Genomic DNA, 26907 nt, shown 5'->3' with positions numbered 1-26907 from the left:
CAATTACAATGAGCCGGTTTATCCTTAGTAGGACAAAAATTGGCTTTTTTGTATGAAAATGTGCTTAGTGTGGTTTTTGTTCGAAATACTGGAGAAATCCCATTGCTATCATGTAAAGAAATACATTCTTCCCTAAAATGAAATTTTAGTTTGATAGCGACGAGCTACTGATTGTGGAAAATCTCCAGGCTTCTATTAGCTGCTTAGTTGAAGAATTTGTTCCATAGCTCTTAAGGTATTGTAATATAAATAATAAAATTATCTTTCTGCCATTCATTTAAGTGGCTCAATCTCTACATCTTATGAATTCCCTGAAAGTACTAAAACTATGCAAAATAATTAACCATCCTATGCAATAAAGTTACTCCATTAAAGGACCATATTGTGGTACTGTTAAGGAAAAGCGAGTAATTGCGTTGTACAAGGGGGGTGTTGGGGTGAATGTAATTGCGTGGTTGATCGTTGCTTGTGAAATAGGGTTTTGGGTTGTTATAACTTTAGGTCTGCTCACACGATATATCCTTAAGAAAAATAAATTAGGATTGTTTTTCCTAGCTTTAACACCTGTTATTGATTTAATTTTATTAGTTGTTACGGGTGTGGACTTGTATCGTGGTGCGACCGCTACCCAAGTGCATGCAATAGCTGCTGTTTATATTGGAATCTCAATCGCATTCGGTAGGAGTATGATTGAGTGGGCTGATATACGCTTTCAATATTATGTGATGAAACAAGGAGCGAAACCAGTTAAAAGATTTGGCATGGATTATGCAAAACACTACTTTAAAAGCTGGGGACAACATGTGCTTGCTTTTCTAATAGGTGCCGGAATTTTATTTGTCTTAATCTATTTAATTAACGATTCTTCGCGAACAGAAGTGTTGGCTGGCTTTCTAAAAGTATGGACACTTGTGTTGGGTATCGATCTTTTGATTGCCATAAGCAATTTTATTTGGCCGAAAAGGAAAAAAAGGTAGCAATTTAATAATATCGCAATTGGGCGCGATTGTTGAGCAAACACAGGTAGAAAAATGATTAAACTTTTTTATGAAAAATGATTCACTAGCAACAAAAAAACAAGCATTTTGATCGAGTTTTCTTTCGAAATATTTGGTTTTTTTTATATTGAAAAATCAATTTTTGTAGCATGCTTTTGATCAAACTTTATTACAAACCAACAGCATTTATGGCAAGCTTATGGGTTAATAATTAATCCACGGCGAAGGTATGTTGATTTACGTTAATATTGAAGACGTTGATGATCCACTAAGCTTCGCAAGGAAAGTTAGAAGAGCGTTATGCAATTAACTTATTTATTAAGTTAGATGAGCAATAGGAAAGGATCTTTCGATGGAAGATCCTTTCCTATTATTCGTAAGTAATAGATTATGCTAATTAAAATATCTCGGATTATTAATGCTTTTTCAATGGTTTCACTAAATACTTGAGACAGCCTCTTTCCATTTTTTGCTTCAAGTTCTTTCATACATAAGAAGAAGATTTTTATGAATTAGGTTTACTTGACTAGCAGACGAACGTATTTTTTGCAAGAATCGACATAATAATCTCCATTTTTATTGTAGTATCAGTGCTTAGTAGAAAATAAATATATACGACAAATTTTGACAAAGAAAGGATTGTATTTTTGTTATGCTATGAAAGTTATTGATTTGTAATGTGTATATAGAAGGATTTTTAAATGTCAAAGAAATTGTTATTATTTGCACTTATGAGTTTATGTGTAATTGCTTTAAGTGCTTGTAAAGGTAATGAAGAAAAGTTAAAGGGCGCGCCAAATGAGCAAAAAGTGGATGAAGACAAAAAAGTAGAAGAAGAAAAACGTAAACAAGAAGAGCAACAAAAAGTAGAAGAAGAAAAACGTAAACAAGAAGAGCAACAAAAAGCAGAAGAAGAAAAACGTAAACAAGAAGAGCAACAAAAAGCAGAAGAAGAGAAACGTAAACAAGAAGAGCAGCAAAGAGTAGAAGAAGAAAAACGTAAGCAAGAAGAGCAACAAAGAGTCGCTGAAGAAAAATGCAAGCAAGAAGAGAAGAAGGCTCAGCAACAGCAATCTACACAACAGGAGAGAACACAAAAACAAGAAAAACCGACACAAGCAACAGGTGGGAAACCAACAAGATCACAAATTTCAGTTGGTTCACATGTAGTTATTCAATTGGATAATGACTATAGTAAAACTGTAAGTGGCGTTGTGAAAGATATTTTGACACATAGTGAAACACATACATACGGCATTAAAGTTCGCTTACAAGATGGACAAATTGGCCGTGTTCAAAGTGTTAAATAATGAAAAAAAGATTTGACTACTTTTCAAATAAATTAAAAAACCCGGTTCTTTCGTAAAGGAACCGGGTTTTGCATTTTGTTGGTGCTACTACACCTCTATTGATTTATCAGATACAAAATAGATGTTTTTATAATTTGAAAGACGAGGAAACGAACTTGGAGGGAGTATTAGAAGCATGTTTAAGAAGATGAAATCAATGGAGAAAAGGAACTGGTTTTTAAATCTGGGCTATGGACCTATCCTCTCGTTCTAATCCACTAAAAAAAGAACTTCCCCATACCCATTAGACTACTAAGCATTCCAATTCCATTCATAGTGCCTTTTCCTACTGTAAGTAAGTTTCCAAGCATTCCTGGCTGACCGTAACCTCCGTTATTCCCCCATCCCATGGGACTTATCTGTCCGCCCCATCCTGGAGAGTTTCCGAAAATACCCCAGTTATTGTTACTGAATTTAAAAGCTTTAGCTGGCGGTGAGAGTAAGGCGGCAAGATGACCTTGTGCGAACATCCCTGTATGGTTGAATGGTTGAGCCCAGGGGATGGGAGGTTTTTGATAATTAAAACCTGCATGGCTTGGTAATGGGGTCCAATTAGCAGGATGTCCTTGTGGCATCATCCCTGCATAATGGATTGGCTGACCAAAAGAGAAGGGAGGAGGATCGGGAGTGAAAGTCATATAATTGGCTGGTGAATCCGAACCAATTGGATAGAAGCGACAACTCCAATCCTCACAAATCTTCAAACCACTCATTTCGTCAGCTTTATTTATTTGGGGCTGTGAATATAATGATGACATTGAATTTTGGTTATTATATTGTTCCTCGTTTTCCTTTGAATTCACATACCAATATTGGTGCATAAGCTTATTCCCCTTACTTTAAAAATGTAATGTTAGACTTAGCCTATGTAATATTTCTTTTTATGGATGGTTACATAACTAGATTTCCAAGCCTGTATTTAAAGGAATGGGTGTGTGGGCTTGTTGGTTTATCCCGCTGTTTGTTGTGGGCTGTCAGTAAAAAAACATGGATTAAAGGTTCACTTTATTTTAGAAGGGTATTTTCATTAGCTCTTTTTGTTTATTTTAGCCTAATGTAATTTCGGTTAACAAACGTGTTTACATATTCATTCAAAATTTTAAGCTGGGTAAGTAGAATTGCTAAAAAGAGAATATCCATTCGAAGAGTTTGGCAAAATACTGCAAGGGTAATAAATTCTCGTGCAAATATGCAAACGAGTTAAATTAATCAATGGAATTGATAATGAAGGGGTAAATCAATCTATGAGTGAAACGTTACATAAAAGAAAACCACCATATGTAATGCTTGTAATCCTTTTTATTGGGGCATTTGTTTCATTTCTAAATAACTCGCTTTTAAATGTGGCCTTGCCATCAATAATGAAGGATTTAGAAATTCAAGATTATTCAACGATCCAGTGGCTTTCTACAGGATATATGCTTGTAAGTGGTATATTAATTCCGGCATCAGCATTTTTAATAACCCGATTCTCCAATAGGAGTTTATTTATTACATCCATGTTGATTTTTATCCTTGGTACGGCTTTAGCGGCTGTAGCACCGAACTTCGGTTTATTACTTACTGGTCGGATGGTTCAAGCAGCAGGTTCTTCAGTGATGGGACCTTTGTTAATGAATATTATGCTAGTAAGCTTTCCGAGAGAAAAAAGGGGAACAGCAATGGGGATTTTTGGGTTAGTTATGATTACAGCTCCAGCAATTGGACCGACACTATCAGGTTATATTGTAGAGTATTATGACTGGCGTTTGCTTTTTGAAATGATTTTACCGCTAGCAATCATTAGCTTACTGTTAGGGATTTGGAAATCGGAAAATGTCATGAGACAAAACAAAAATGCAAAACTTGATTATCTCTCATTACTATTATCTTCTGTCGGCTTTGGCGGTCTGTTATATGGGTTTAGTTCTGCAAGCTCAGATGGGTGGACGAATAAAGTTGTCTTAACAACCTTAATCATAGGCGCTATTGCCCTAATTGCTTTCATTATCCGTCAATTAAAAATGAATGAACCGTTGTTGGATTTACGTGTTTACAAGTACCCAATGTTTGCACTTGCGTCTGTAATTGCAATTGTTAATGCGGTGGCTATGTTTTCGGGGATGATTTTAACACCAGCTTATGTACAAAATGTCCGTGGTATTTCGCCGCTGAGCTCTGGGCTGATGATGCTTCCAGGTGCGGTAATAATGGGAGTTATGTCACCCATTACAGGTAAACTATTTGATAAGTATGGCCCTCGGCTTCTTGGTATAGTAGGACTTTCCATTACAGCTGTTTCAACTTATATGTTGGCAAATCTGCAAATCGATTCTAGTCACACACATATTATCCTTATTTACACATTGCGGATGTTTGGGATGGCGATGGTGATGATGCCACTTATGACAAATGGCCTTAATCAATTGCCAACTCGCTTAAATCCGCACGGTACAGCTGTTAATAATACAGCTCAACAAGTGTCCGGTTCGATTGGTACTGCTATTCTTGTTACGATTATGAATTCTGTAACAAAAACAAAAGCTGGAAGTTTAATGGCTCATGTAGATCCAACAACCTTCACAGAAGCTACGAAGGCAATGGTAACGCAGAAGGCTTTGTTATCCGGAATTCAGCATTCATTCTATGTAGCGCTGGGCATGAATGTTGTTGCGCTACTATTAGTTTTTTTCGTTAAACGTGTAGATACAAGCGCGGAAGCTGTCGAGAGGTTAAATCGATAGAGCAAAATAAAAATCGAGATGATGATTTCTACTAAAAGGGGAAAAGAGATGAAAGAAAAAGTGAAATAATTACACAGAATGAAAAAGGATTTGATATGAATATCAAATCCTTTTTCATTAGCAACAGAGTATACTTGCTTATCGTATTTGTTTGAATTGACATGAGAAACTACTGGTTTTCCTAATACTACAACCTTTAGCTCTCAATTTCTAATAAACATTATAATAATATGCCTCATTGTAATATATTATTTTTTCTGCAAGGTATAAATCTAATGTCGATAGACGGTTTAGATTACCAACCTTATAAGTAATATCATAATCGTGAATAGTTAGGGAAAAGATAAAATAAGGTAATCAATTACATATCTTTATCCCAGGCGATTCATTACTATGTTCTTTTTATTGACTGGGATATTTTATCTCGCTATTTGCCGGGCAGTAAGACCCCCACCTCAAAATTCAGCGGAAGCAAAGAAGTTAGGTGGGGGAGCAACTGCTCGCCCGATTGGTGAGGGCTGATTAAAGTTTCACTTTATTTCATGCTTTTTGAAAGGGTGTTTGTAATGGATAAAAAAGTATCTGCCATTCCTCAGCCGAAAACATATGGACCGCTGGGGAATCTCCCATTAATCGATAAAGATAAACCGACTCTATCGTTTATTAAGCTGGCAGAAGAGTATGGTCCTATTTTTCAAATTCAAACTTTAAGTGATACGATCATTGTCGTTTCTGGACATGAACTGGTAGCGGAAGTTTGTGATGAAACAAGATTTGATAAAAGTATAGAGGGTGCTTTAGCAAAGGTTCGTGCCTTTGCTGGAGACGGACTATTTACAAGCGAGACTGACGAGCCTAACTGGAAAAAAGCTCATAATATTTTGATGCCTACATTCAGTCAACGGGCAATGAAAGATTACCATGCTATGATGGTCGATATTGCTGTACAACTCGTTCAAAAATGGGCACGACTGAATCCGAATGAAAACGTAGATGTTCCAGGGGATATGACTCGCCTTACATTAGATACAATTGGTCTATGTGGTTTTAATTACCGATTCAATAGCTTTTATCGTGAGACCTCTCATCCTTTTATCACTAGCATGACCCGTGCTCTAGATGAGGCGATGCACCAATTGCAGCGGCTGGATATAGAAGATAAACTCATGTGGAGAACGAAACGTCAATTTCAGCATGATATTCAATCTATGTTTTCTTTAGTAGATAATATTATTGCTGAACGTAAAAGTAGTGGAAATCAGGAAGAAAATGATTTACTTTCCCGTATGTTACATGTGCAGGATCCGGAAACGGGTGAAAAATTAGATGATGAAAATATTCGTTTTCAAATTATCACTTTTTTAATAGCTGGGCATGAAACAACAAGTGGATTGTTATCTTTTGCAATCTATTTTTTATTAAAGAATCCGGATAAATTGAAAAAAGCCTATGAAGAAGTAGACCGTGTTTTGACAGATCCCACTCCAACATACCAACAAGTTATGAAGCTTAAGTATATACGGATGATTTTAAATGAATCACTACGTCTATGGCCGACTGCTCCAGCATTCAGTCTCTATGCAAAAGAAGATACAGTAATTGGTGGAAAATACCCAATTAAGAAAGGCGAAGATCGTATTTCTGTCCTTATTCCGCAGCTACATAGGGATAAAGATGCGTGGGGAGACAATGTGGAAGAATTCCAACCTGAACGGTTTGAAGAGCTGGATAAGGTTCCTCATCATGCTTATAAACCATTTGGAAATGGTCAGCGAGCATGTATCGGTATGCAGTTTGCACTTCATGAAGCCACACTCGTAATGGGAATGCTTCTTCAACATTTTGAATTCATCGATTATGAAGACTATCAGCTGGACGTAAAACAAACATTAACGCTAAAGCCTGGTGATTTTAAAATTAGGATTGTACCTCGAAATGAAACTATTAGCCATACTACTGTTCTTGCGCCTACAGAGGAGAAACTGAAAAACCATGAAACCAAGCAGCAAGTTCAGAAGACTCCTTCCATTATTGGAGCCGATAATCTTTCACTTCTTGTTCTGTATGGCTCGGATACAGGGGTAGCAGAGGGCATTGCAAGAGAACTAGCGGATACAGCTAGTTTAGAAGGTGTTCAAACGGAAGTGGCAGCTCTTAACGATCGAATTGGAAGTTTGCCAAAAGAAGGAGCGGTTCTTATTGTAACTTCTTCTTATAATGGAAAGCCGCCAAGTAATGCAGGACAGTTTGTGCAATGGCTGGAGGAATTAAAACCAGATGAGCTAAAAGGTGTTCAATACGCAGTTTTTGGTTGTGGAGATCATAATTGGGCTAGTACTTATCAGCGAATTCCAAGATACATTGATGAGCAAATGGCTCAAAAAGGAGCAACAAGATTTTCTAAACGCGGAGAAGCAGATGCAAGTGGTGATTTCGAGGAACAGCTCGAGCAATGGAAACAAAGTATGTGGTCTGATGCGATGAAGGCATTTGGATTGGAACTTAACAAAAACATGGAGAAAGAACGCAGTACTTTGAGCCTACAATTTGTCAGCCGTCTTGGAGGATCTCCTCTTGCGCGAACATATGAAGCAGTTTATGCATCTATACTAGAAAATCGTGAACTTCAATCATCTAGCAGTGAAAGAAGCACGCGACATATTGAAATATCCTTGCCAGAAGGCGCTACATATAAAGAAGGAGACCACCTTGGGGTACTACCAATTAATAGTGAGAAAAATGTCAACCGAATTTTAAAACGCTTTGGATTAAACGGGAAGGATCAAGTCATATTAAGCGCAAGTGGGCGCAGTGTAAATCACATACCTTTAGACAGTCCTGTTCGTTTATATGACCTTCTTAGTTATAGTGTCGAAGTGCAAGAAGCAGCCACTCGAGCACAAATACGAGAAATGGTGACATTCACAGCATGCCCTCCTCATAAAAAGGAATTGGAATCATTATTGGAAGAGGGAGTTTATCAAGAACAAATATTAAAGAAACGTATTTCAATGTTAGATCTTCTTGAAAAGTATGAGGCTTGTGAAATCCGATTTGAACGCTTTTTAGAACTTCTTCCGGCGCTCAAACCGCGTTACTATTCAATTTCAAGCTCTCCACTCGTTGAACAGGATCGTCTGAGCATTACGGTCGGTGTTGTAAATGCGCCTGCATGGAGCGGGGAAGGGACATATGAAGGAGTCGCTTCTAATTATTTAGCTCAGCGTCATAATAAAGATGAGATTATCTGTTTCATTCGAACGCCACAATCAAACTTTCAATTACCTGAAAATCCAGAAACACCAATTATCATGGTTGGACCAGGTACTGGAATTGCACCATTCCGTGGATTCTTACAAGCGCGTCGCGTTCAAAAGCAAAAAGGTATGAAGGTAGGAGAAGCACATCTATACTTTGGTTGTCGTCATCCTGAAAAGGATTATCTCTATCGTACAGAACTAGAAAATGATGAAAGAGATGGATTAATCTCTTTACACACAGCTTTCTCTCGCTTAGAAGGTCATCCTAAAACATATGTACAGCATATAATAAAAGAAGATAGAATCCATTTAATTTCGCTATTAGATAATGGAGCTCATCTTTATATATGTGGTGATGGAAGTAAAATGGCTCCAGACGTAGAAGATACCCTTTGTCAAGCCTATCAAGAAATTCATGAAGTTAGTGAACAAGAAGCAAGGAATTGGTTGGATCGTGTGCAAGATGAAGGGCGATATGGAAAAGATGTTTGGGCTGGTATATGAATGTTTCTTAATTAAATAAGTAATATGTAACGAATGAACTTCTTTCGAATAAGTGAACAACTCATTTATAACAATCCCGTGTTTTTATTCAATACGGGATTTTATTATTTTTAATAAGCTGGACGGATACTGTAGGAAAAGAAAAAATCTCATATGAAACTAAAGCTATATAATCTTAGTTTGATGAGTACGGTGTTAAACACGTCATTTAAAATATAAACCTTTGCGCACTGGTTGAACAGTTTTTAGCACATTGTTAAATCGCTGGGGAATTTATTAAATTAGGTATACTTTCTATAACGTATGAGATGAACTCAGAGTCAGATTTGAATCACGGTGGACGTCACTGAATCACCCGCTTATCTTAACGTGTATTTTGATTCTACTGCCCCTTTTAGTATATAGGGGTATCGCCACATTGCTATCAAGTTAAGGTTTTACAGTACTTCCTAAATGGAAATTTTATTTCTCTATAGTTAGTTATTTTGAGAAATGAGCTCATTTTTTATTTTTGGGGTGTGTACTTTTCTTAAGTTAATGGGCATGGAATACCGTCAGCATTCCGAAAAAATATATGCTAGGAACATGCAAGATTTTATACAGTTTTTCGGATAATCCAGTTACAAACGAGAATCATAAAACTACGTTAGATTAGGAATGTATAAAAAATGAATAGATTCATAGAATAAAAAAGGAGGTTCCCTTGTGAAAGTATCGTTCCTCCTTTTTCCTAGCTACTGATAATGAAATATTACATTAATCTTATATGAATATAATATTTAAGTATTTAAATATCTTATTTTTCATAAAAATGATGGAATGTTTTTTTATTGATTTTATTTTGTTGATTCGGTGCATCTATTAGTTATGATAAAAGTTTTTTTGGAGGTGAATCATGTTAAATAAGAAAAAATGGGAAGGTCTTATATCAGATGATTTTTTGAGTGCAGCTGCATTAGATCCAAATTTGATTGGTCCTACATTACCACCTATCCCTCCTATAACATTTCCAACGGGAACCACTGGGCCAACAGGGAGCACTGGCCCAACAGGAAGCACTGGGCCAACAGGGAGCACTGGACCAACAGGAAACACTGGTCCAACAGGAAACACTGGACCGACAGGAAGTACTGGACCAACAGGAAACACCGGCCCAACAGGAAGCACCGGCTCAACAGGAAGCACTGGCCCAACAGGAAACACTGGACCGACAGGAAGTACTGGGCCAACAGGAAACACTGGGCCAACAGGAAGTACTGGGCCAACAGGAAACACTGGGCCAACAGGAAACACTGGACCGACAGGAAGTACTGGGCCAACAGGAAACACTGGGCCAACAGGAAGCACCGGCTCAACAGGAAGCACTGGCCCAACAGGAAACACCGGATCCACGGGAGACAGCGGCCCAACAGGAAGCACTGGCCCAACAGGAAGCACCGGCCCAACGGGAAACACCGGACCAACCGCAACAATCTGTATTAGAACTGATCCGAATAACGGATGTTCTGTAGCAGAAGGGATAGCCACATTAGCAGAGGGATTTGCCTCTCATGCGGAAGGGGAGAACACAGTAGCAAGTGGAGATGACTCTCATGCGGAAGGAAACTTCACAATAGCATTTGAATTTGCCTCTCATGCGGAGGGAGTATCCTCAATAGCAGGTGGAATTGCCTCTCATGCGGAAGGAGAAAACACAAGAGCAAGTGGAAGAAGCTCTCATGCGGAGGGGACAGATGTAGTAGCAAGTGGGGATGCCTCTCATGCGGAAGGGACTCTCACAACAGCAAGTGGGGATGCCTCTCATGCGGAAGGGACTCTCACAACAGCAAGTGGGAATGCCTCTCATGCAGAAGGAGAAAACACAAGTGCAAATGGGACCGCTTCCCATGCAGAAGGAGTGTCCTCAATAGCGGATGTGGATTACTCTCATGCGGAAGGAGAAAATACCAAAGCAAATGGGATTGCTTCCCACGCTGAAGGTTCAGTCACAACAGCAGTTGGAACTGCCTCCCATGCAGAGGGATCCCTTACAACAGCACTTGGAATTGCTTCCCATGCAGAGGGAGCAGACACAACAGCGCTTGGATTTGCTTCCCATGCAGAGGGAGCAAACACAATAGCAAATGCAAATTACTCCCATGCAGAAGGGCTAAATACCGTAGTAAATCCAATTCATACAGGTTCTCATATTATGGGGCAAAATGGAGTCACCAGATTCCCATTTTCTTGGCATTTAGCAAATGGTCTTGCTGTTGGACCATCCTTAAATTCCGCTGTAATTGAAGGGCTAACAGGAAATCTTTATCTCGACGGTACTGTATTCTTTTCTGCTGCTGCGGATTATGCAGAAATGTTTGAGACGGTTGATAAAAATCCAATCGATGTCGGATACTTTGTAACTTTAGACGGGGACAAAATACGAAAAGCAAACGCAAATGATAATTATATCCTAGGAGTAGTAAGTGCGAATCCAGCAATGATTGCAGATGCAAGTGATTTACGTTGGCATAATCTTTTCGTAACAGACGAATGGGGAAGAACTCAATATCATGAAGTTGTTGTGCCAGAAATAAAAGATGACAAAGGAAGAGTGATTCACCCTTCCTTTACAAAAAGTGAACCTATATTAAATCCTGAGTGGGACTCTTCACAAGAGTATATCCCACGTCTACAAAGACCTGAATGGGTTCCAGTTGGTCTTGTTGGTAAACTTCTGGTTCGAGATGATGGTACCTGTCAAGTAGATGGTTATTGTAAGTCCAATGATGAGGGAATTGCTACAACATCAACTAAAGGATATCGTGTTATGAAACGTACAGGACCAAATCAAATTATGATTCTAGTTCGCTAAAAGACAAACCACCATTAAACTCTTGGCTATGAGAAAGCCTCTAGTATACATTTTACTATTGAAACAAGAGATTTTAATAACGTTAGGATTGTTTCATACAAAACAATGTAATTTGTGTTAAATTGTCAGAAAAATAATCAAAATTTAAAGTGTAAAAAAGAAGCAACAAAGCAAATAACTGAAGTGAACCCGAATAGTGGTGTATGAAAAAAAACTTGATTGAATTCGCATGCTAAGTATGCAAAGTTAATCAAGTTTTTTCATTTGAAAATAAGAGTTCATTATTTAGAAGAAGTAAGGTGGAAGATGATTGAAATGCAAAAGGATGGTTATTCAAATCATACCATTAAACTCCATTAATATAATTGAGTTAACAGGTTTCATTAGATTGTTATTTTCTTCTTGTAACTGAAAAGATTTATTGCTGTTTCAAATGTATGTATTCATTCATAACCTTACAGTAAAAGGGGGATGATTGAAGGTATGGTGTTTAATGAGGAACCAATCTCTCAACAGCTTGCCAGAATTATCAGTGGCCAAGAAGGATTCGTTGGTGGAAAATGCGTGGCAACAATAAATCAGCATAAAATAAAGGCAACTATCTTAGGAAAACGTTTTAGAATAACAAATTCCTCCTCATTCAAATCAAGAGATAATAACACTGGAAGGGCATTATGTCTAGGACGGGTAGCGCTCTTACAAAAAAAGTCAATGGATTTATTGCTACAATTCTTAAACGAGGAATAATTGTTTCGTCTATACACCATGAGTGGTTATGTGATCATTTGAATTTAATTTACGTTAATATCAAAGACATTGATGATTCACTAATTTTTGCAGGAAACGTTAGAAGGGCGTTATGCACGTAATCAAATTCTTTAGATAAATGAGTGATTATGTTAAATAGAAGATTTAAGCGTGTTGAATAGTATATTTTGAAAATAGATTTAAGTGAATGATTTTATAAAAAAGAAGGCGTTCCATATTTGGAATGTCTTTTCTTGATGTTTTAGTTGCTAATGTAGGTGATTAATTAATTATATGTTTCTTATCTTGTGGCAATAAGAACTGGGTAAGATATCCTTAGAGGTGTTTAGGTTGTCTGTAAATTTCATATTTTATCAAATGTTATTAGAGCATTACAAAACGACAAGGGAGAAATCGTCAGAGGAATATATCAAATTATTCATTTCTTCTATAATATATAGAGGTGGTTTTGACATAAAAAAATAATAGGTAATTCATTTGACAATTAAAATGACCTACTATAATATATATGCCATAGCATATAATTAATAAAATGAATACATTCACTGTGGATAATTGACTGGTATGCTATACTCTTTTATATATTAATTTATAGAGGTGATATATGAACTTACATGATTTAATAGGCTATCTTGTTCATCGTACTGATGTGAAAATGACGAATTATTTTACAAAGAAATTAAAGCCTTTTGGAGTTACGCCAGAGCAGTGGGGGATTATTTGTGTTCTTTGTAGCCAAAGGGCCACTACTCAAAAAGAGTTAGCAGAAGCAATTGATAAAGATCAAACTACTGTCGTAAGAATGATACAGTCAATGGAGAGAAAAGGGATTGTAAAGAAGGATTTGAATGAGCAAGATCGACGTTCACACAACCTGTTTTTAACTGAAAAAGGTGACGAGTTAAAGAAAACAATCTTGCCTGTAGTGACAGACGCTCACCATTTCGTTACGAGTAATTTGAGCGAGGAAGAAATTAAAGTATTACAATCATTATTAAACAAATTATATGATACACGCTATTAATACTTGTTCCTTATTGATGCTATTCATAAGGAACAAGCTTTATTTTATGTATTATATATGCTATAGCATATAATTTGTTTTAAGGAATAGTGGAGATATCTTTATTTTGTATGAGATTCGATTCAGGATCACGTTTTTTCCTAGTACCAGTCAAAATTTCGTATTGTATATGCTATAGCATGTAAATGTATCAAATAAATAAGAAAGATGTGATTGCTATTTTAATATTAATCAATGTAGTAAAAGTTGTATTACTTCTGTTCTTTTTAATGACAGGTACGAAAATTATATCTGGGAAAATGGCAGATGAGTTTAAGCGATTTGGTTTACCTTCGTTTTTTAATTTCTTAACTGGAGCTTTTGAGATCGTAGGAGCGATTGGAATGTTAATAGGAATTTGGATTCCAACAGTAGCTTTATTAGCAGGATTGTTGTTAGGCGGTACGATGCTGGCAGCTGCATTAACTCTAATTGTACTAGCGAGAGATCCCTTTAAGAAAGCAATACCTGCGCTTGTTTTGTTTGTTCTTAGTTTAGGGATAAGTTTGTATCATATTTTTTAAACATAACTTAAAACTGTTTGCGTTCAAATTGCTACCGTTTTGTGGGTATTTTATAAATAGTATGATTTTCAAATTAGTAGTGGAATAATAGCAATACGAATGTAAACAGTATCATCGTTAGAATCAAAAAAATTATAATTAGTAAAAGAAATGGTAAGAATTTTATATTAAAAATAGGAGTGAGCAAAGATGGCATATTTATTACAAGTTGATTTTCCGTTTGAAGGTCCTTTTGGTGAAGAAATGGAAAAAGGATTTTGGGATTTAGCAAACAGTATTAACGAAGAAGAAGGATTCCACTGGAAAATATGGACAGAGAATCAAGAAACAAAAGAAGCTGGAGGCATTTATGTATTTGAAGAAAAACAAGATGCTGAAAAATATGCTGAAATGCACAAGAACAGACTTGAAGCAGCTGGTGTAAAAGATATTAGAGTAAGAATTTTTAACATTAATGAAAAGTTAACGGAACTGAATCGTGGGTATACGAAATAATTCCGTCAGTCGGAGCAAGCGTAAAAGGAGGGGGATAATCCCCTTCTTTTTTTTATTCTTACATTGATGGTGAGGAACTCGTACAAAAAAATCCCTATATAAATAGGGATTTGTGTATCGGTATATTGTTCCTTGGAAAAGGTTGTATGAAGTCTAATATATGAGAATTCTTACATCTGTGAAAATTGGACTGAAATAATTATTTATAAAAGAGTAAGACCCTTACTGGGAGGTAAGGGTCACAGGAAATGCAAATTTATTTGTAATTTGCTAAGTTGATTATAACACATATGCTTGTCTATACATGTTACAAAAATGTGAACATATCTGTTGATTAGTAACTAAAGATAACGAAGATTGGATGAATTAAGCTGTTTTTAAAGGGTTATAACAGAGAAAATGTGAGAAAAGACCTGATAACAGGTCCGTTTTTGTTATTGTTTTTCAGACTTCGCTTGTTCTAGAATGTATGCTTCTTCTTGTTCCGGTGTCGCTAATTCGTATGCTTTACCAGTGCTGTTATTGTCCCATTCCCATAATAAATTATGCTCCTCAACCGATTGAGAGAAATCGCCTTCATACCAACGAACCAAAATCTTGAGGTACTGTTCTTTATGTTGTAAGGTTCCACTATTACTTTCATCAATTACTCGACGTACTGTTTCGATGTTTTCTGGAGTCATTTTAATAAATCCTTGTTTTTCGTGAGATAAGACTTTTTGATGAGTCATTTTGTGCATTGCATTGATTATATGACGATCAGAATTGAGGTCAAGTATTACATCTTCCCCTTTAATTCTTTCAGTCTGCTTTTCCTTAACGTCTGAACCTGCATATGTACCGACTTTGTAACCAGTAAAAATACCAACTGCTATAGCAATAACTAAGCTTGATGTGATTTTAATCCACTTTTTCAAAATTTGTCCCCCTTTTATTGAAGTGTACCATAAAAGAAGAGCTATATACTTCCATCTGTCTGTATGATTTACATAAAGCAGCATTATCAGTAATCAATGATGCATAACGTGCGATTATATAAGCATTTATTATCCTGAAGATTTTAAAATAAAACCTATCTAATTATAGAAGTGATTTGAACGTAAGGAAATTGTAAGAAATGCATAAGAAAAAAGAAATTTTTATTGTGTAGGATACAAATATAGGGAAGCACAAAAGAGGGAGGATAAATAGGATTTATTTATACGAAAACCAAACTAGTAATAAGCGCATTCTAAATAAAAAATCATTTATGGTACTAACGTACATGTGAAAAAGAGAGGTTTTACCGTTTGTTACGACAGTATGGATAAAACCAGAATAGTAGTTTATGTGATGTTTGTAATTGAACAAATAAAAGATAAAATTGATCATTTATCTAAGGGGGCATTTTTTTATGGAAAATAAATTATCTGGGGTGTTAGCCGCTACTTTGGCTCTAACGATGAGCTTACCAACAGGAGCAATAGCGTCTTCTAGCAGTAAGACTTCGGTTGTATCTAGCCAAGAAGTTGCTAGCAAAGATTTGGAGAAGATTGCTGCAGAGAATGCTGCAGAGAATGCTGCACTGCTCACGAAGTCCTATGAGACGACTAGCGTACAGTATGCGCTGATTGATAATGGTAAACTTATTTTGTCGGGGCAGACAGGTAAGAACGACATAGAAGGGAAAGAACCACTAACTAAAGATACTCTATACGGAATTGGTTCAACCAGTAAGGTATATACGGCTGCGGCTGTTATGAAACTAGTAGACGAAGGAAAAGTTGATTTGGATGCTCCTGTTGCCCGCTATATTCCTGATTTCAAAATGAAAGATAAACGATATAAGCATATTACACCGCGTATGCTGTTGAATCACTCCTCGGGTTTGCAAGGTTCGACGTTCAATAATTCATTTTTATTTAAAGATAATGATACTTATGCCCATGATATCTTGTTGCAACAATTGTCCAACCAAAACTTGAAGGCAGATCCTGGCGCGTTCTCAGTGTATTGTAATGACGGTTTTACGCTGGCTGAGATCTTGGTAGAAAGAATCAGCGGTATGAATTTTACTGAATTTCTACATCAAAAGTTTACAGAGCCATTAAAACTGAATCATACGATAACATCGCAAGACAAATGGGAAGACGAAAAGCGGGCTGGACTGTATTCTCCGAAATACCAGGGACAGCTTCCTAGTGAAATGGTAAATGTGATTGGTACGGGAGGAATCTCTTCTACTGCAGAAGATGTGGTGCGATTCTCACAAATATTTATGGGACAGGGAAAAGAAATTCTCTCTAATAAAGCAGTCAAGGCGATGGAACAAGAAGAGTATAAAAAAGGAATGTGGCCGGGAGATAGCGAAAATGTGGTCAACTATGGTCTTGGCTGGGATAGTGTGAAACTATACCCATTTAGTGAATATGGGATAAAAGCGTTGACTAAGGGTGGGGATACGATACTGCAACATGCTACATTGGTCGTGCTTCCAGAACAAAAGATGGCAGCAGCTGTATTGTCCTCCGGCGGCAGCAGCATGACAAATCAACTGTTGGCAAACAAATTACTGCTAGCTAGGCTTAAAGAGAAAGGGACAATTAAGGATATAAAACCAGACAAATCCTTTGGCAAGCCAGTCAAGGCTAAAGTGCCCCAAGACGTGGTAAAAAAAGCAGGATTTTATGGAAATAGCTACAGCAATTTCAAAATAGAAATTACGAAGAAGGGAGAACTGTTTTTACCAACTAAACCGGAAGAAAAATATGTATATACGGCGGATGGAAGCTTTATAAATGAGAAGGGTACTTCCAAGCTTAACTTTGTCACTGAGAAGAATGGAAAAGTTTATTTGAGAGAGAGCACATATGAATTATCACCGGGATTGGGGCAAAGTGTGCTGACTCACTATTTAGCCCAGAAATTAGAAAACAATGTGTTACCGAAGAAAACAGCTGCTACATGGGCGAAGCGTGAGGGTGGCAAGTTCTACCTCGTTAACGAAAAATTTAATTCTATGAACTATCTAGGACAACTAATGCCTCTTAACACAAAAATTACGATTAAGGATGGGTATTGGGACGGCAAAAAAATTACAGGTCCGAATACGGCGACACATCAAATTCAAATTCCTGTGATGAATGGGCGGGATACAAAGGAAGCTCATTTCTATACAGAGGATGGTACTGAATATATGGAGATGGCCAGCTTTTTATACGTCAGTGAATCTAACGTAAAATCCCTTGATACAGGTCAATTATCGAAAGTTACGCTGCAAAAAAATGGGCATGCGAAATGGTTTACGATTCCGCAAGAGGCAGCAGGGAAAACGATGACTGTGGAGTTGCCATCAGGAAGTTCATTCGCGGTGTATGATGAGAATGGAGTATGCGTCAATTTTACTGTTGTTAGTGACAATAACAAAGTAAAACTACCAGAGAACGGAACCGTTGTATTTGCTGGCGCACCGAACTCAGAATTTACAGTCGCATTGAACTAGTTACAACTCGGGATAGACTTTAATAAAACAGTATTACTTGGAAAAGATATTTTATTTGTATCTTAAGTATTCCCTTAAATGATATTACATTTAAACTCTTAGCTTGATAGCAATGTGGCGCTACCCATTAAAAAAGAAATAGGAGTAGATATCCTATTTCTTTTTATTGATATAATAAAATGTAACGACTAAATCCAAAGTAATGATAATAATTAGAAGTAACAAGTGCATAAGTGCATCAGTTTTTCCGTTTAGTAAAGACTTTACAAAGAAATCCCATTCTGTTTCATAGGGAGGTTCTACCCAATTTCGTTGCAGTCCTAACATCATTCCATTTATGAAATAGACAATGCTTAATAGAATCCTTCCAACAAATAAAGCAGCTACTTTTATATTCCACTTCTTTATCAGTATTATATAAAGAAGTGGAAATAGTATAAGTACCCAAAAAACGACAATAAAAACTGTATTCATCAGTTTCTACTCCTTATGTGGATCATAAAGTTATAATCCCGTTAATTGTGGGCTGACTAAAGCTTCGTTTTATCTCTCCGTCTCAAAAAACTCAATCCATTCCCCATCAGGACCCGCGAAGAATAAGTAACGTGTTCCATCTGGTAATGTTTCGATTTCTTCTCCTAGTAAGAAGGTTACTGCATGTTTCTTTAGTCTTTCAATTTCATCCTCTAATGAATCCACTTTAAAGCAAATGTGATGTACTTTTCCTTCTGCCGGAAGGGAAGAGTTGTAGCCTTCAATTAATTCGAGTATCGTTTCTTTTGATTCTTCCACACCTAAAAAAGCGAGTTTTAAGTCTGGATTCGGGTGTCCCATTCTCTTAATGAGTTGTAAGCCAACTACTTCTTCATAAAATGCGATAGATGTTTCTAGGTTTGCAACCATAAGTCCAACGTGTTCGATTCTTCTAACTGGCATGTAGATTCCTTCTTTCTGAAAATTATATACAATATGTTATTGAAAATTAAGAAAATAAGCAAGATAAAAACCTTACAAATTTTAGCGTGTTATATGGTATAGTGAGAAAGTATGTTTGGGGAGAAGGAAGGAGATTATACGATGAATACACCTACTCAAACTCCTTCATTATCGGAAACGATGAAAGAGTGGCATTATGCATTAGCGTATGAAATTAAACATTGGAAAACGATAGGTGGTAGTAAAATTTCTATCATGAATGGTCGTTTTTTATATACAGATTATGAAAGTACAGTATACGTATTTCAGCTTATTTCGGAAGTAAGCTTACCTGAAGGTTCACCGATTCGAATTGAGTTCGATGGTGAGGAAGCGACAGGGGAAGTATTATCTGTACATGGATTAGAAATAGAACTGAAATTAAATGATTATATACAAGGTGAAATACGAGAAGCTGTTTTATACAGTGAACCGTGGCAGCTTTTAGAGCAACTGCAAGAGAGGTTGAAGGAAGCGCGTAAAGATAAGCTGAAACGTAATCGTATAAAGCGTCTTGTTGATGGGACGAGTAGTCCGAAACATATTGAGAAGATGAAAAATCCGAAAAATGAATTGGCGTATCGCTCGTTTTATAATCCGACAACGTACGTATGGGGACCACCTGGAACAGGGAAGTCTTACAATTTATCACGTATTATTTCGGCTCATTATCAAAAAGGAAAGTCGGTACTTGTGTTAGCTCATAGTAATGCAGCAGTGGACGTATTAATGAGTGAAGTAACAAAGCAAATTGAAAAGAAAAAGAAATGGACGCCTGGTGAAATTGTTCGTTACGGTTATAGTCAACACGAACATATACGAAATCATGAAACGTTACTTGCGTCGAAGTTAGTTGAAACGACGAACGGGTCTTGGGGTGAGGAGAGACTCTATTTAGAAGAGACACGACAAGAGCTTCGTGAAAAGATTTTATCGTATAAAGCAACATCTGCTGATAAGAAGCGTATACAAGAGATAGAAAGTGATCTTCGAAAGCAAAAAGCGAAAATTAAAGAAGTAGAAAAAGAATATATTGAAAATGCGAAAGTGATTGGTGCGACTTTATCGAAATGTGCTATTGATTCACTTATTTATGAGCGTACATTTGATTTAGTTGTCGTAGATGAAGTAAGTATGGCGTTTGTTCCGCAAATTGCATTAGCTGCTTCACTTGGAAAACGTATCGTCGTTTGTGGTGACTTTTTACAGTTACCTCCAATTGCGATGGCAAACCATGAACTCGTTCGCAAATGGCTTGGCGAAGATATGTTTTACCATGCCGGGATTGTGGAGTCTGTTAATAAATCAGAAGCACATCCGAACCTGTTTATGTTGCAGGAACAAAGACGTATGCATGCGGATATATCTAAGTTTACAAACTCATTTATTTATAAAAATAGAGTATACGACCATCCGTCTGTTTCAGAACGTAAAGAACTTGCGCAATTGCAGCCGTTCGCAAATGAAGCAAGTGTTTTATTTGATACGAGCCAAATGGGAGCTTTTTCGTTAAAAGACGCTGCTTCAGGATCTCGTTTTAACATTATGTCTGGTTTAGTAGCAATGCAAATGATGTTAATTGGACTGTTAGATGGTGTGCAATCCATTGGTGTTGTGACGCCTTACAGGGCGCAGTCTCGCTTTTTATCAACGTGTATTAGAGAAATGTTACAGAGAACGAAATACCAAAACATACCTGTTTTAGCAGCGACAGTTCATAAGTTCCAAGGATCTGAAAGAGATATGATGATTTTTGATACAGTAGATAGTTATCCGCAAGAACGACCTGGCGTATTATTCTTTGACCATAAAAACCATCGCCTCGTCAATGTAGCAGTGACAAGAGCGAGAGGGAAGTTTATTCAATTATCAGATTGCCATTATATGCGTAAAAATCTTTCGAGAAAACAAGCGTTGTCACAATTAACAGCTCATATAGAACGTCACGGAGATGTGTATGATCGCACGACATCAAGACAATTGTGGGAACGAAAAATATCGAAACGATTACGTTGGTTTATGGAAATGAATCTTGAGGAAACGAAAGGGCTATTAAAAGATATTTTAGCAGCAAAACGAAAAATTATTATTTCGCTTCCAAGTACAAAACAAGTGGATAAGCGAGTATGGCAAGCGTTAATGCGTACAAATGCACAGATAACAGTGTATAGTGACGGACCAGTTCCACTGAAAAATGTAAAGTTACAAAGACAAAATAAAGCTTTCCCGTTTATCGTAATTGATGATGAAATCTTCTGGGCAGGCGCACCGCTCACATCTCAAATGATATTTGAAGGGAGTACGGAATTTCCGTACGTATGTGCAAGACTGCAAGCACCTGAGACAATTGGTGTATTAAAAGGATTTTTAGATATTCGGTAAATTCGGATAGGAATTTCTTGACTTTTATTTGGAATGAACTTAGAATGAATATAATTTAATATAATTTTATGAAAATTCTTATCACGAGAGGTGGAGGGACTGGCCCTATGATACCTCGGCAGCGGATTCGTTATGAATACTGTGCCAATTCCAGCAAGGTAACTTGAAAGATAAGAAAGAAGCTCAGTTTGACTGTATATACAGAAGCCTCTTTCTATCCTTTAGAAAGAGGCTTTTTTACGTGAAAATAAAAGGAGGAAGAAAAATGGGAGCGACAGGAGTAGCGTCACAAAGAAAAACAATTGAAGAGAGTATCGAAAGAAATAAGGAAAAGTACATAGAAACAAGTCATGATATTCATGCGAATCCGGAGATCGGTAACCAAGAGTTTTATGCATCTAGAACGTTAAGTTTATTACTAGGTAGTGCAGGATTTCAGTTGCAGCACAATATAGCTGGACATGAAACGGGATTTATTGCGCGAAAAAGTTCAGGAAAACAAGGACCAGCAATCGCATTTTTAGCGGAGTATGACGCTTTACCAGGACTTGGCCATGCGTGTGGTCACAATTTAATCGGCACCATTAGCGTTGCAGCAGCAATCGCGTTATCAGAAACGCTTGAAGAAATTGGCGGGGAAGTTGTCGTTTTCGGAACACCAGCTGAAGAAGGAGGACCGAACGGTAGCGCAAAATCGAGTTATGTAAAGGCAGGCTTATTTAAAAATATTGATGCGGCGCTTATGATTCATCCGAGCGGAAAGACAGCAACAACGAGTCCTTCACTAGCAGTCGATCCACTTGATTTTCATTTTTACGGAAAAACAGCTCATGCTGCAGCTTCACCTGAAGAAGGAATTAACGCATTAGATGCGGTGATTCAGCTGTACAACAGTATTAACGCACTTCGCCAACAACTTCCGTCAGACGTGAAAATTCATGGCGTTATTACAGAAGGCGGAAAAGCACCTAACATTATTCCCGACTACGCCGCAGCAAGATTCTTCATCCGTGCAGCAACGAGAAAAAGATGTGCGGAAGTAACAGAAAAAGTAAAAAATATCGCACAAGGGGCAGCACTAGCAACAGGCACAAAAGTAAAAATCCATCAATTCCAAAATGAAATCGATGAACTACTCGTAACAAAAACATATAACGACATCGTAGCTGAAGAACTAGAGTTACTAGGTGAAGATGTAAACCGTAAAGAAAGACTTGGTATTGGTTCAACCGATGCAGGAAACGTTAGCCAAGTCGTACCGACAATCCACCCGTACATTAAAATTGGTCCGGATGATTTAATTGCACATACGAATGAATTTAGAGAAGCGGCACGTTCAGAATTAGGGGATAAAGCATTAATTACATCCGCAAAAGCATTAGCAAATACGGCGTATCGATTAATTACGGAAGAAGGGTTGTTAGAGAAGGTGAAGGAGGAGTTTAGAGAGGCGCAGAGAAATCAGGGATAGGTGATTGAAAGGAGTGGATGATCCACTCCTTTTTCTTTTTTGGAAAGCTGGTGCCTATCACTTTATTAGAACGACAATTTCTCCTCAAACTCACTCTTTAAAACAATTAAAGGAGACGATAAGCCGAATTGCATTAAAGAGTCTAAAAATGCAGCGAGAGAATCCATCGAATCGCTCATGACCTTCATCATATAATTAAATTCCCCGCTAATTCGATATAAATCAGTTACTTCAGGAGCAGCATTACAATATTGGATAAAATCAGAGCATTGGCTCGTTTTAAACATGATGAATGCTTGAATGTTTTTATTAATTTTAGAAGGCTCAAATTTTGTTCGGTAAGCCGCTATAACGCCTTGATCTTCAAGTTTATTCATACGCTCCTTTACAGCAGGTTGCGTCATGGATATAATTCGTCCTATTTCTGAAACAGAAATTCTTGCATTTTCATACAACAAGTTCATTATTTTATGGTCAATTTCATCTAGTTTTACTGCATTTTGCATTGTGTAGCCTCCTTATTTTATTTTTTAAAGTGAATCACAAACTATAACTATAATATCATAAGTGAACGAACTAAATTACCTATAAATATATATTTGAAATAATTGGTTTTTACATAAAAATATAAGTATAGGTTTTTATCAAACGTAAATTTAGGAAGGATGGAAAAAATGAAGAATCTTGATGGGAAAGTAGCGTTAGTAACAGGAGCGAGTCGAGGAATTGGTCGCGCGATTGCGATGAGATTGGCAAACGACGGTGCATTAGTTGCGATTCACTACGGACGAAATAAGTCAGCTGCAGATGAAACAATTTGTGAGATTGAATCTAATGGAGGAAAGGCGTTCTTAATTGAAGCAGATCTCAAATCAATTGATGGTGTCAAAAAGCTAGTAGAACAATTAAAGAGTGAATTACAAATAAGAGTTGGTACATCAGAGATTGATATTTTAGTAAACAATGCAGGGATAGGTACACAAGGGACGATTGAAAATACGACAGAAGAAGTTTTTGATGAAATTATGGCCGTAAATATGAAAGCACCATTCTTTTTAATTCAGCAAACATTACCGTTACTACGAGCAGAGGGGCGCATTATTAACATTTCATCAGCTGAAGTACGACTTGGTTTTACAGGGTCCATTGCATACGGCTTAAGTAAAGGTGCTTTAAATACGATGACACTGCCTCTAGCTAAACATCTTGGAGAAAGAGGTATAACAGTGAATACAATTATGCCTGGATATACGAAGACAGATATCAATGCAAAATTGCTAGATGATCCGGAAATACGAAATTTTGCTACGAATTCATCTGTGTTCGGACGAATTGGGCAAGTTGAAGATATTGCAGATGCAGTAGCATTTCTTGCTTCTTCTGATAGCCGCTGGGTAACGGGGCAGAATATAGATGTTTCTGGTGGGTTTTGTTTGTAGGGGCACTACTCCATACCTATTAAGCTAACCAAGTAAATTACTAGATATGAGACGACCCTCGTTTCATATCTGGTGATGTATAGAAAGGTAGGGATGCTAAAGAAGCCTATTCAATTGATACTTTTGTTTTATAATCAAAAGAATACCTCCAGTATTTTGAAAAACCTCCACGTTAAGATTATGAACGATTTTATACAGTTTTTTGACTGATTCAGTAACAAACAAGGAACCTAAAACTGCACTATAATAGGGATGTATAAAAATTATATAGGTAGATAGAACACAAAAGGAGCTTCCCTTGTTAGAGTAGGGTTCCTCATTTTTCCTTGCTAACAATAATGAGACATTATGTTGACTTAACATGAATACCATATACACTCAAAATCACGCGAGATATCGTTTAATTATAATGTTAAAATGAAAGAGGAGGTGTAAGATAATGAATAAGCTTTTAGGTTTCTTGTTTGTTGCGGTTGGTATGTGCTTTTTCATGTTAACTTTGACAATGAACATTCAGAATGTTACATGGGCTGTAATGTTAGGAGTGAGCATTGTATCTAATATAGCGGGTACAACCTTATTGTTCAGATACATTAATGAGTATAAGAAACAAGCAATTTAATTGTTTTTATAGTGTTGAAAAAAGCAAACTCCTCTCTGTTCGGGGAAGAGTTTGCTTTAATATTAAAAATTAGTTTCCTATAACGAATTTTACGTCAATTAACATCTTTTGCGTGGGACTATTTATTTTTTACAGTAGTAAATATTACATTTTACTTTTAGTAACTATCTTAGCGTATAAAATCCGCGTTTTGCCACCAGTCCCCTAAGTAGTTGAATAATCACTTTTTAGAGGTGTTGTATTATGATTTTTAACTGGAAACCAAGTTGGTATGAATTAGATCAAACTATAGTTGTAGGTAACACTGATTATTTTTATCTTGTTAAAGATAAAAAATCATTTGCAAATAATTTAATTAACAATGAGGACATTGAAGTGCGTGGAGAGGTATTAAAGATAACGCATTCTGAATTAGGAGAATTGTTAGGGATATATACAATTGGGTTAAGCTATAAGTTCTTTTTAAAAGATGGTAAATATATAGCAGTAGACGCTGAACAGGATATTGGTCAAATTGAGTATCCCATTGATTATAAAATAAATGATTGGAATTTTAATGTTGAAATAAATATTCTCGAAGTGACTGGTTTTTCATCACAACAGAGGCATGAGAGTTTATTAAAAAACGAAAGATTAAGGGTAGCAAAGGAAAGAATAGAAAGATATAAACGATTATTAAATATTGAATAAGATGTCTTAAAGTCGGTTTCCTAATTTAGAAATCGGCTTTTGGGGATTTTTTTATAACAAACGGTGTCATAACTTAATGTTACTAATATTTTGCTTAGCGTGGTTTTTTCAAAAATACTGGCGATACCCTATACCCATCAACTTAAGAATTTTCACTACCCTTAAGTGTAAAAAAACGTTATTCTTTCTAAAAAAGCTAGACTAGAAAGGATGACATTTTCTTATGAATCTCTCGCTTCAAGAAGAACTACAACCATTTGCGGAAGAGTTACAACGATATATTACACCTGTATTTTTAGAAGAACTTGCAATCTTGATAATCCAGTCGCATCACATATCTCTTGCCGGTTTTTTCGAAAGTGTATATTCCTAATCCACTAATATTTGTACAACGATAGCCTTTTTGTAATTGCTCATTCAGCCATTGCTCCTCTTTTTCTATATCAAAAAATATCTTAGCTTTCTTCATTCGATTCACTTCCTTCGTACAGGGATAAAATATGTAATAGCCTATTTTGCTCCATTTTCAAAATGGCACTTCCTTCCGCAGTTATCATATAAACTTTTCTCCGACCTGACTCTCTTGGACAGTATAACTGATTCATATTCATCGGTAATCTCAAATGAGATGAATAATATCATGAAAACTCTCACTTTATTCACCGTTTTTTTAACTGTTCCAACACTTGTATTTAGTTTTTTTGGAATGAATGTCTCTATACCTCAAACTTCATGGGGGGAAACAATTGTTTTATCAATAATTTTTATTATATGGATAGCGCTGGCGTTATGGAGAAGGAAAATATTCTAATTTATTACTACTTCAAAAGTATGAGCATCAGCAAGCCTTTTTACGTAAGGATTGACGATTTTTTTATAGGTAAGAAATTACGCGTGTTAAATATTTAACTTTATTAAAAATTGACTGATTAAAATAAAGAGGTAATAAAATGAATAATCTTGATAAAATTCAAGCAATGGTAATTTCCATTGGAAAGAAAATGCAAATAGAGTTATTTGAGCAAATACCAGTACCAAAACTTACAACATCACAGTTTTATATTTTAAAAATTATAAACTATTACGGTGCATTAAGAGCAAGTGAGCTGGCGAGAGAAATGAATGTAAAGCCAAGTACAATTACAGTTACAATTAATCGATTAATTGAACAAGGATTAGTCAATCGTTATCACGATAGAGAAGATCGCCGCGCCGTTATCATTGAACTAACAAAAAAAGACCTGCGGTAGTATGTCAACTGAAAAACAACAGAATTTTTAGTTATCAAAGTACTATTTATTTAAAAAAGACA

General features: G+C 36.5%; 19 protein-coding genes, 6 pseudogenes and 1 riboswitch. Of the genes and pseudogenes, 18 read left to right on the top strand and 7 right to left on the bottom strand.

The genetic code is table 11. The annotated features are described in order from the left end of the window. Positions 1–437 precede the first annotated feature (437 nt). From PDQ33_RS08020 to PDQ33_RS08010, 3 genes and pseudogenes are all read left to right on the top strand, one after another. On the top strand, positions 438–977 hold the full coding sequence (locus PDQ33_RS08020; RefSeq protein WP_270755713.1) for a hypothetical protein: 540 nt from the start codon (positions 438–440) through the stop codon (positions 975–977). A 253-nt stretch (positions 978–1230) separates the two neighbouring features. Then, positions 1231–1308, top strand: a pseudogene (locus PDQ33_RS08015) (DUF1259 domain-containing protein); the annotation flags it as partial. Between the two features lie 391 nt (positions 1309–1699). Continuing rightward, entirely contained in the window at positions 1700–2308 is a 609-nt protein-coding gene (locus PDQ33_RS08010; RefSeq protein WP_270782907.1) for a YwbE family protein, read from the top strand. Positions 2309–2565: 257 nt separating this feature from the next. Here the strand turns inward: PDQ33_RS08010 and PDQ33_RS08005 are convergent, their stop codons facing one another. Next, positions 2566–3168, bottom strand: coding sequence for a hypothetical protein (locus PDQ33_RS08005; RefSeq protein WP_000554439.1), 603 nt, complete (start codon positions 3166–3168; stop codon positions 2566–2568). 423 nt (positions 3169–3591) lie between these two features. Here PDQ33_RS08005 and PDQ33_RS08000 point away from each other — a divergent pair, with 423 nt between their 5' ends. The 7 genes and pseudogenes from PDQ33_RS08000 (at position 3592) to PDQ33_RS07970 (ending at position 14535) form a co-directional block, all read left to right on the top strand. Then, positions 3592–5070, top strand: a complete 1479-nt coding sequence (locus PDQ33_RS08000; protein WP_270756629.1) for a DHA2 family efflux MFS transporter permease subunit — start codon at positions 3592–3594, stop codon at positions 5068–5070. A gap of 566 nt (positions 5071–5636) precedes the next feature. After that, positions 5637–8834, top strand: coding sequence for a bifunctional P-450/NADPH--P450 reductase (gene cypD / locus PDQ33_RS07995; RefSeq protein WP_270394354.1), 3198 nt, complete (start codon positions 5637–5639; stop codon positions 8832–8834). Between the two features lie 895 nt (positions 8835–9729). Beyond that, positions 9730–11685 (top strand): peptidase G2 autoproteolytic cleavage domain-containing protein, encoded by a 1956-nt coding sequence (locus PDQ33_RS07990; protein ID WP_270756628.1) that lies wholly within the window; start codon positions 9730–9732, stop codon positions 11683–11685. Between the two features lie 483 nt (positions 11686–12168). Then, a pseudogene (locus PDQ33_RS07985) lies at positions 12169–12554 on the top strand (DUF1259 domain-containing protein). 503 nt (positions 12555–13057) lie between these two features. After that, positions 13058–13477, top strand: a complete 420-nt coding sequence (locus PDQ33_RS07980) for a MarR family winged helix-turn-helix transcriptional regulator (RefSeq protein WP_270756627.1) — start codon at positions 13058–13060, stop codon at positions 13475–13477. Between the two features lie 185 nt (positions 13478–13662). Continuing rightward, positions 13663–14040, top strand: coding sequence for a DoxX family protein (locus tag PDQ33_RS07975; protein WP_061130808.1), 378 nt, complete (start codon positions 13663–13665; stop codon positions 14038–14040). Between the two features lie 189 nt (positions 14041–14229). Further along, positions 14230–14535, top strand: coding sequence for a monooxygenase (locus PDQ33_RS07970; RefSeq protein WP_000323772.1), 306 nt, complete (start codon positions 14230–14232; stop codon positions 14533–14535). A gap of 434 nt (positions 14536–14969) precedes the next feature. Here the strand turns inward: PDQ33_RS07970 and PDQ33_RS07965 are convergent, their stop codons facing one another. Next, positions 14970–15452: a PRK06770 family protein gene (locus PDQ33_RS07965; protein ID WP_000758844.1), complete on the bottom strand. Its 483-nt coding sequence runs from the start codon at positions 15450–15452 to the stop codon at positions 14970–14972. A 476-nt stretch (positions 15453–15928) separates the two neighbouring features. On the opposite strand from PDQ33_RS07965, the gene PDQ33_RS07960 reads away from it, so the two are divergent. Beyond that, on the top strand, positions 15929–18016 hold the full coding sequence (locus PDQ33_RS07960) for a serine hydrolase domain-containing protein (protein WP_270756626.1): 2088 nt from the start codon (positions 15929–15931) through the stop codon (positions 18014–18016). Positions 18017–18169: 153 nt separating this feature from the next. On the opposite strand, the gene PDQ33_RS07955 is transcribed toward PDQ33_RS07960, so the two are convergent. Both PDQ33_RS07955 and PDQ33_RS07950 read right to left on the bottom strand, forming a co-directional pair. Then, positions 18170–18490, bottom strand: a complete 321-nt coding sequence (locus tag PDQ33_RS07955) for a hypothetical protein (protein WP_270756625.1) — start codon at positions 18488–18490, stop codon at positions 18170–18172. Positions 18491–18559: 69 nt separating this feature from the next. Further along, on the bottom strand, positions 18560–18952 hold the full coding sequence (locus PDQ33_RS07950; protein ID WP_270394572.1) for a VOC family protein: 393 nt from the start codon (positions 18950–18952) through the stop codon (positions 18560–18562). A gap of 111 nt (positions 18953–19063) precedes the next feature. Here PDQ33_RS07950 and PDQ33_RS07945 point away from each other — a divergent pair, with 111 nt between their 5' ends. Both PDQ33_RS07945 and PDQ33_RS07940 read left to right on the top strand, forming a co-directional pair. Continuing rightward, the gene (locus PDQ33_RS07945) at positions 19064–21373 is read left to right on the top strand and encodes an AAA domain-containing protein (RefSeq protein WP_001997799.1); all 2310 of its coding nucleotides are present in this window, start codon (positions 19064–19066) and stop codon (positions 21371–21373) included. Positions 21374–21448: 75 nt separating this feature from the next. Then, a riboswitch (SAM riboswitch) is annotated at positions 21449–21550 on the top strand. An 88-nt stretch (positions 21551–21638) separates the two neighbouring features. Beyond that, a complete protein-coding gene (locus PDQ33_RS07940) occupies positions 21639–22844 on the top strand; it encodes a M20 family metallopeptidase (protein ID WP_000501353.1) in 1206 nt (401 codons plus the stop codon). A 65-nt stretch (positions 22845–22909) separates the two neighbouring features. On the opposite strand, the gene PDQ33_RS07935 is transcribed toward PDQ33_RS07940, so the two are convergent. Continuing rightward, a complete protein-coding gene (locus PDQ33_RS07935; protein ID WP_001178573.1) occupies positions 22910–23350 on the bottom strand; it encodes an Lrp/AsnC family transcriptional regulator in 441 nt (146 codons plus the stop codon). 168 nt (positions 23351–23518) lie between these two features. Between PDQ33_RS07935 and PDQ33_RS07930 the strand changes: the two genes are divergently transcribed. The 3 genes from PDQ33_RS07930 to PDQ33_RS07920 all read left to right on the top strand — a co-directional run bounded on the left by PDQ33_RS07930 (position 23519) and on the right by PDQ33_RS07920 (position 25595). Further along, complete coding sequence (locus tag PDQ33_RS07930) at positions 23519–24283, top strand: SDR family oxidoreductase (RefSeq protein WP_000792673.1); 765 nt, start codon at positions 23519–23521, stop codon at positions 24281–24283. Between the two features lie 439 nt (positions 24284–24722). Next, entirely contained in the window at positions 24723–24905 is a 183-nt protein-coding gene (locus PDQ33_RS07925; protein WP_001037653.1) for a hypothetical protein, read from the top strand. A gap of 243 nt (positions 24906–25148) precedes the next feature. Then, positions 25149–25595 (top strand): hypothetical protein, encoded by a 447-nt coding sequence (locus PDQ33_RS07920; protein ID WP_000577089.1) that lies wholly within the window; start codon positions 25149–25151, stop codon positions 25593–25595. A gap of 310 nt (positions 25596–25905) precedes the next feature. Here PDQ33_RS07920 and PDQ33_RS07915 read toward each other — a convergent pair. Beyond that, a pseudogene (locus tag PDQ33_RS07915) lies at positions 25906–26064 on the bottom strand (DUF2812 domain-containing protein); the annotation flags it as partial. Continuing rightward, positions 26051–26176 (bottom strand): annotated as a pseudogene (locus PDQ33_RS07910) (PadR family transcriptional regulator); the annotation flags it as partial. The pseudogenes PDQ33_RS07910 and PDQ33_RS07915, both read right to left, overlap by 14 nt. Between PDQ33_RS07910 and PDQ33_RS07905 the strand changes: the two are divergent. Together PDQ33_RS07905 and PDQ33_RS07900 are read left to right on the top strand one after the other, a co-directional pair. Continuing rightward, positions 26176–26406, top strand: a pseudogene (locus tag PDQ33_RS07905) (CorA family divalent cation transporter); the annotation flags it as partial. The pseudogenes PDQ33_RS07910 and PDQ33_RS07905 sit on opposite strands and share 1 nt — an antisense overlap. 139 nt (positions 26407–26545) lie before the next feature. Further along, positions 26546–26833 (top strand): annotated as a pseudogene (locus tag PDQ33_RS07900) (MarR family transcriptional regulator); the annotation flags it as partial. Positions 26834–26907 lie beyond the last annotated feature (74 nt).

The organism is Bacillus cereus group sp. Bc031 (genome assembly GCF_027716265.1).
Lineage (GTDB): Bacteria > Bacillota > Bacilli > Bacillales > Bacillaceae_G > Bacillus_A > Bacillus_A paranthracis.
The sequence above is the reverse complement of the archived record's forward strand: the minus strand, read 5'-3'. Positions and strand labels throughout refer to the sequence as shown.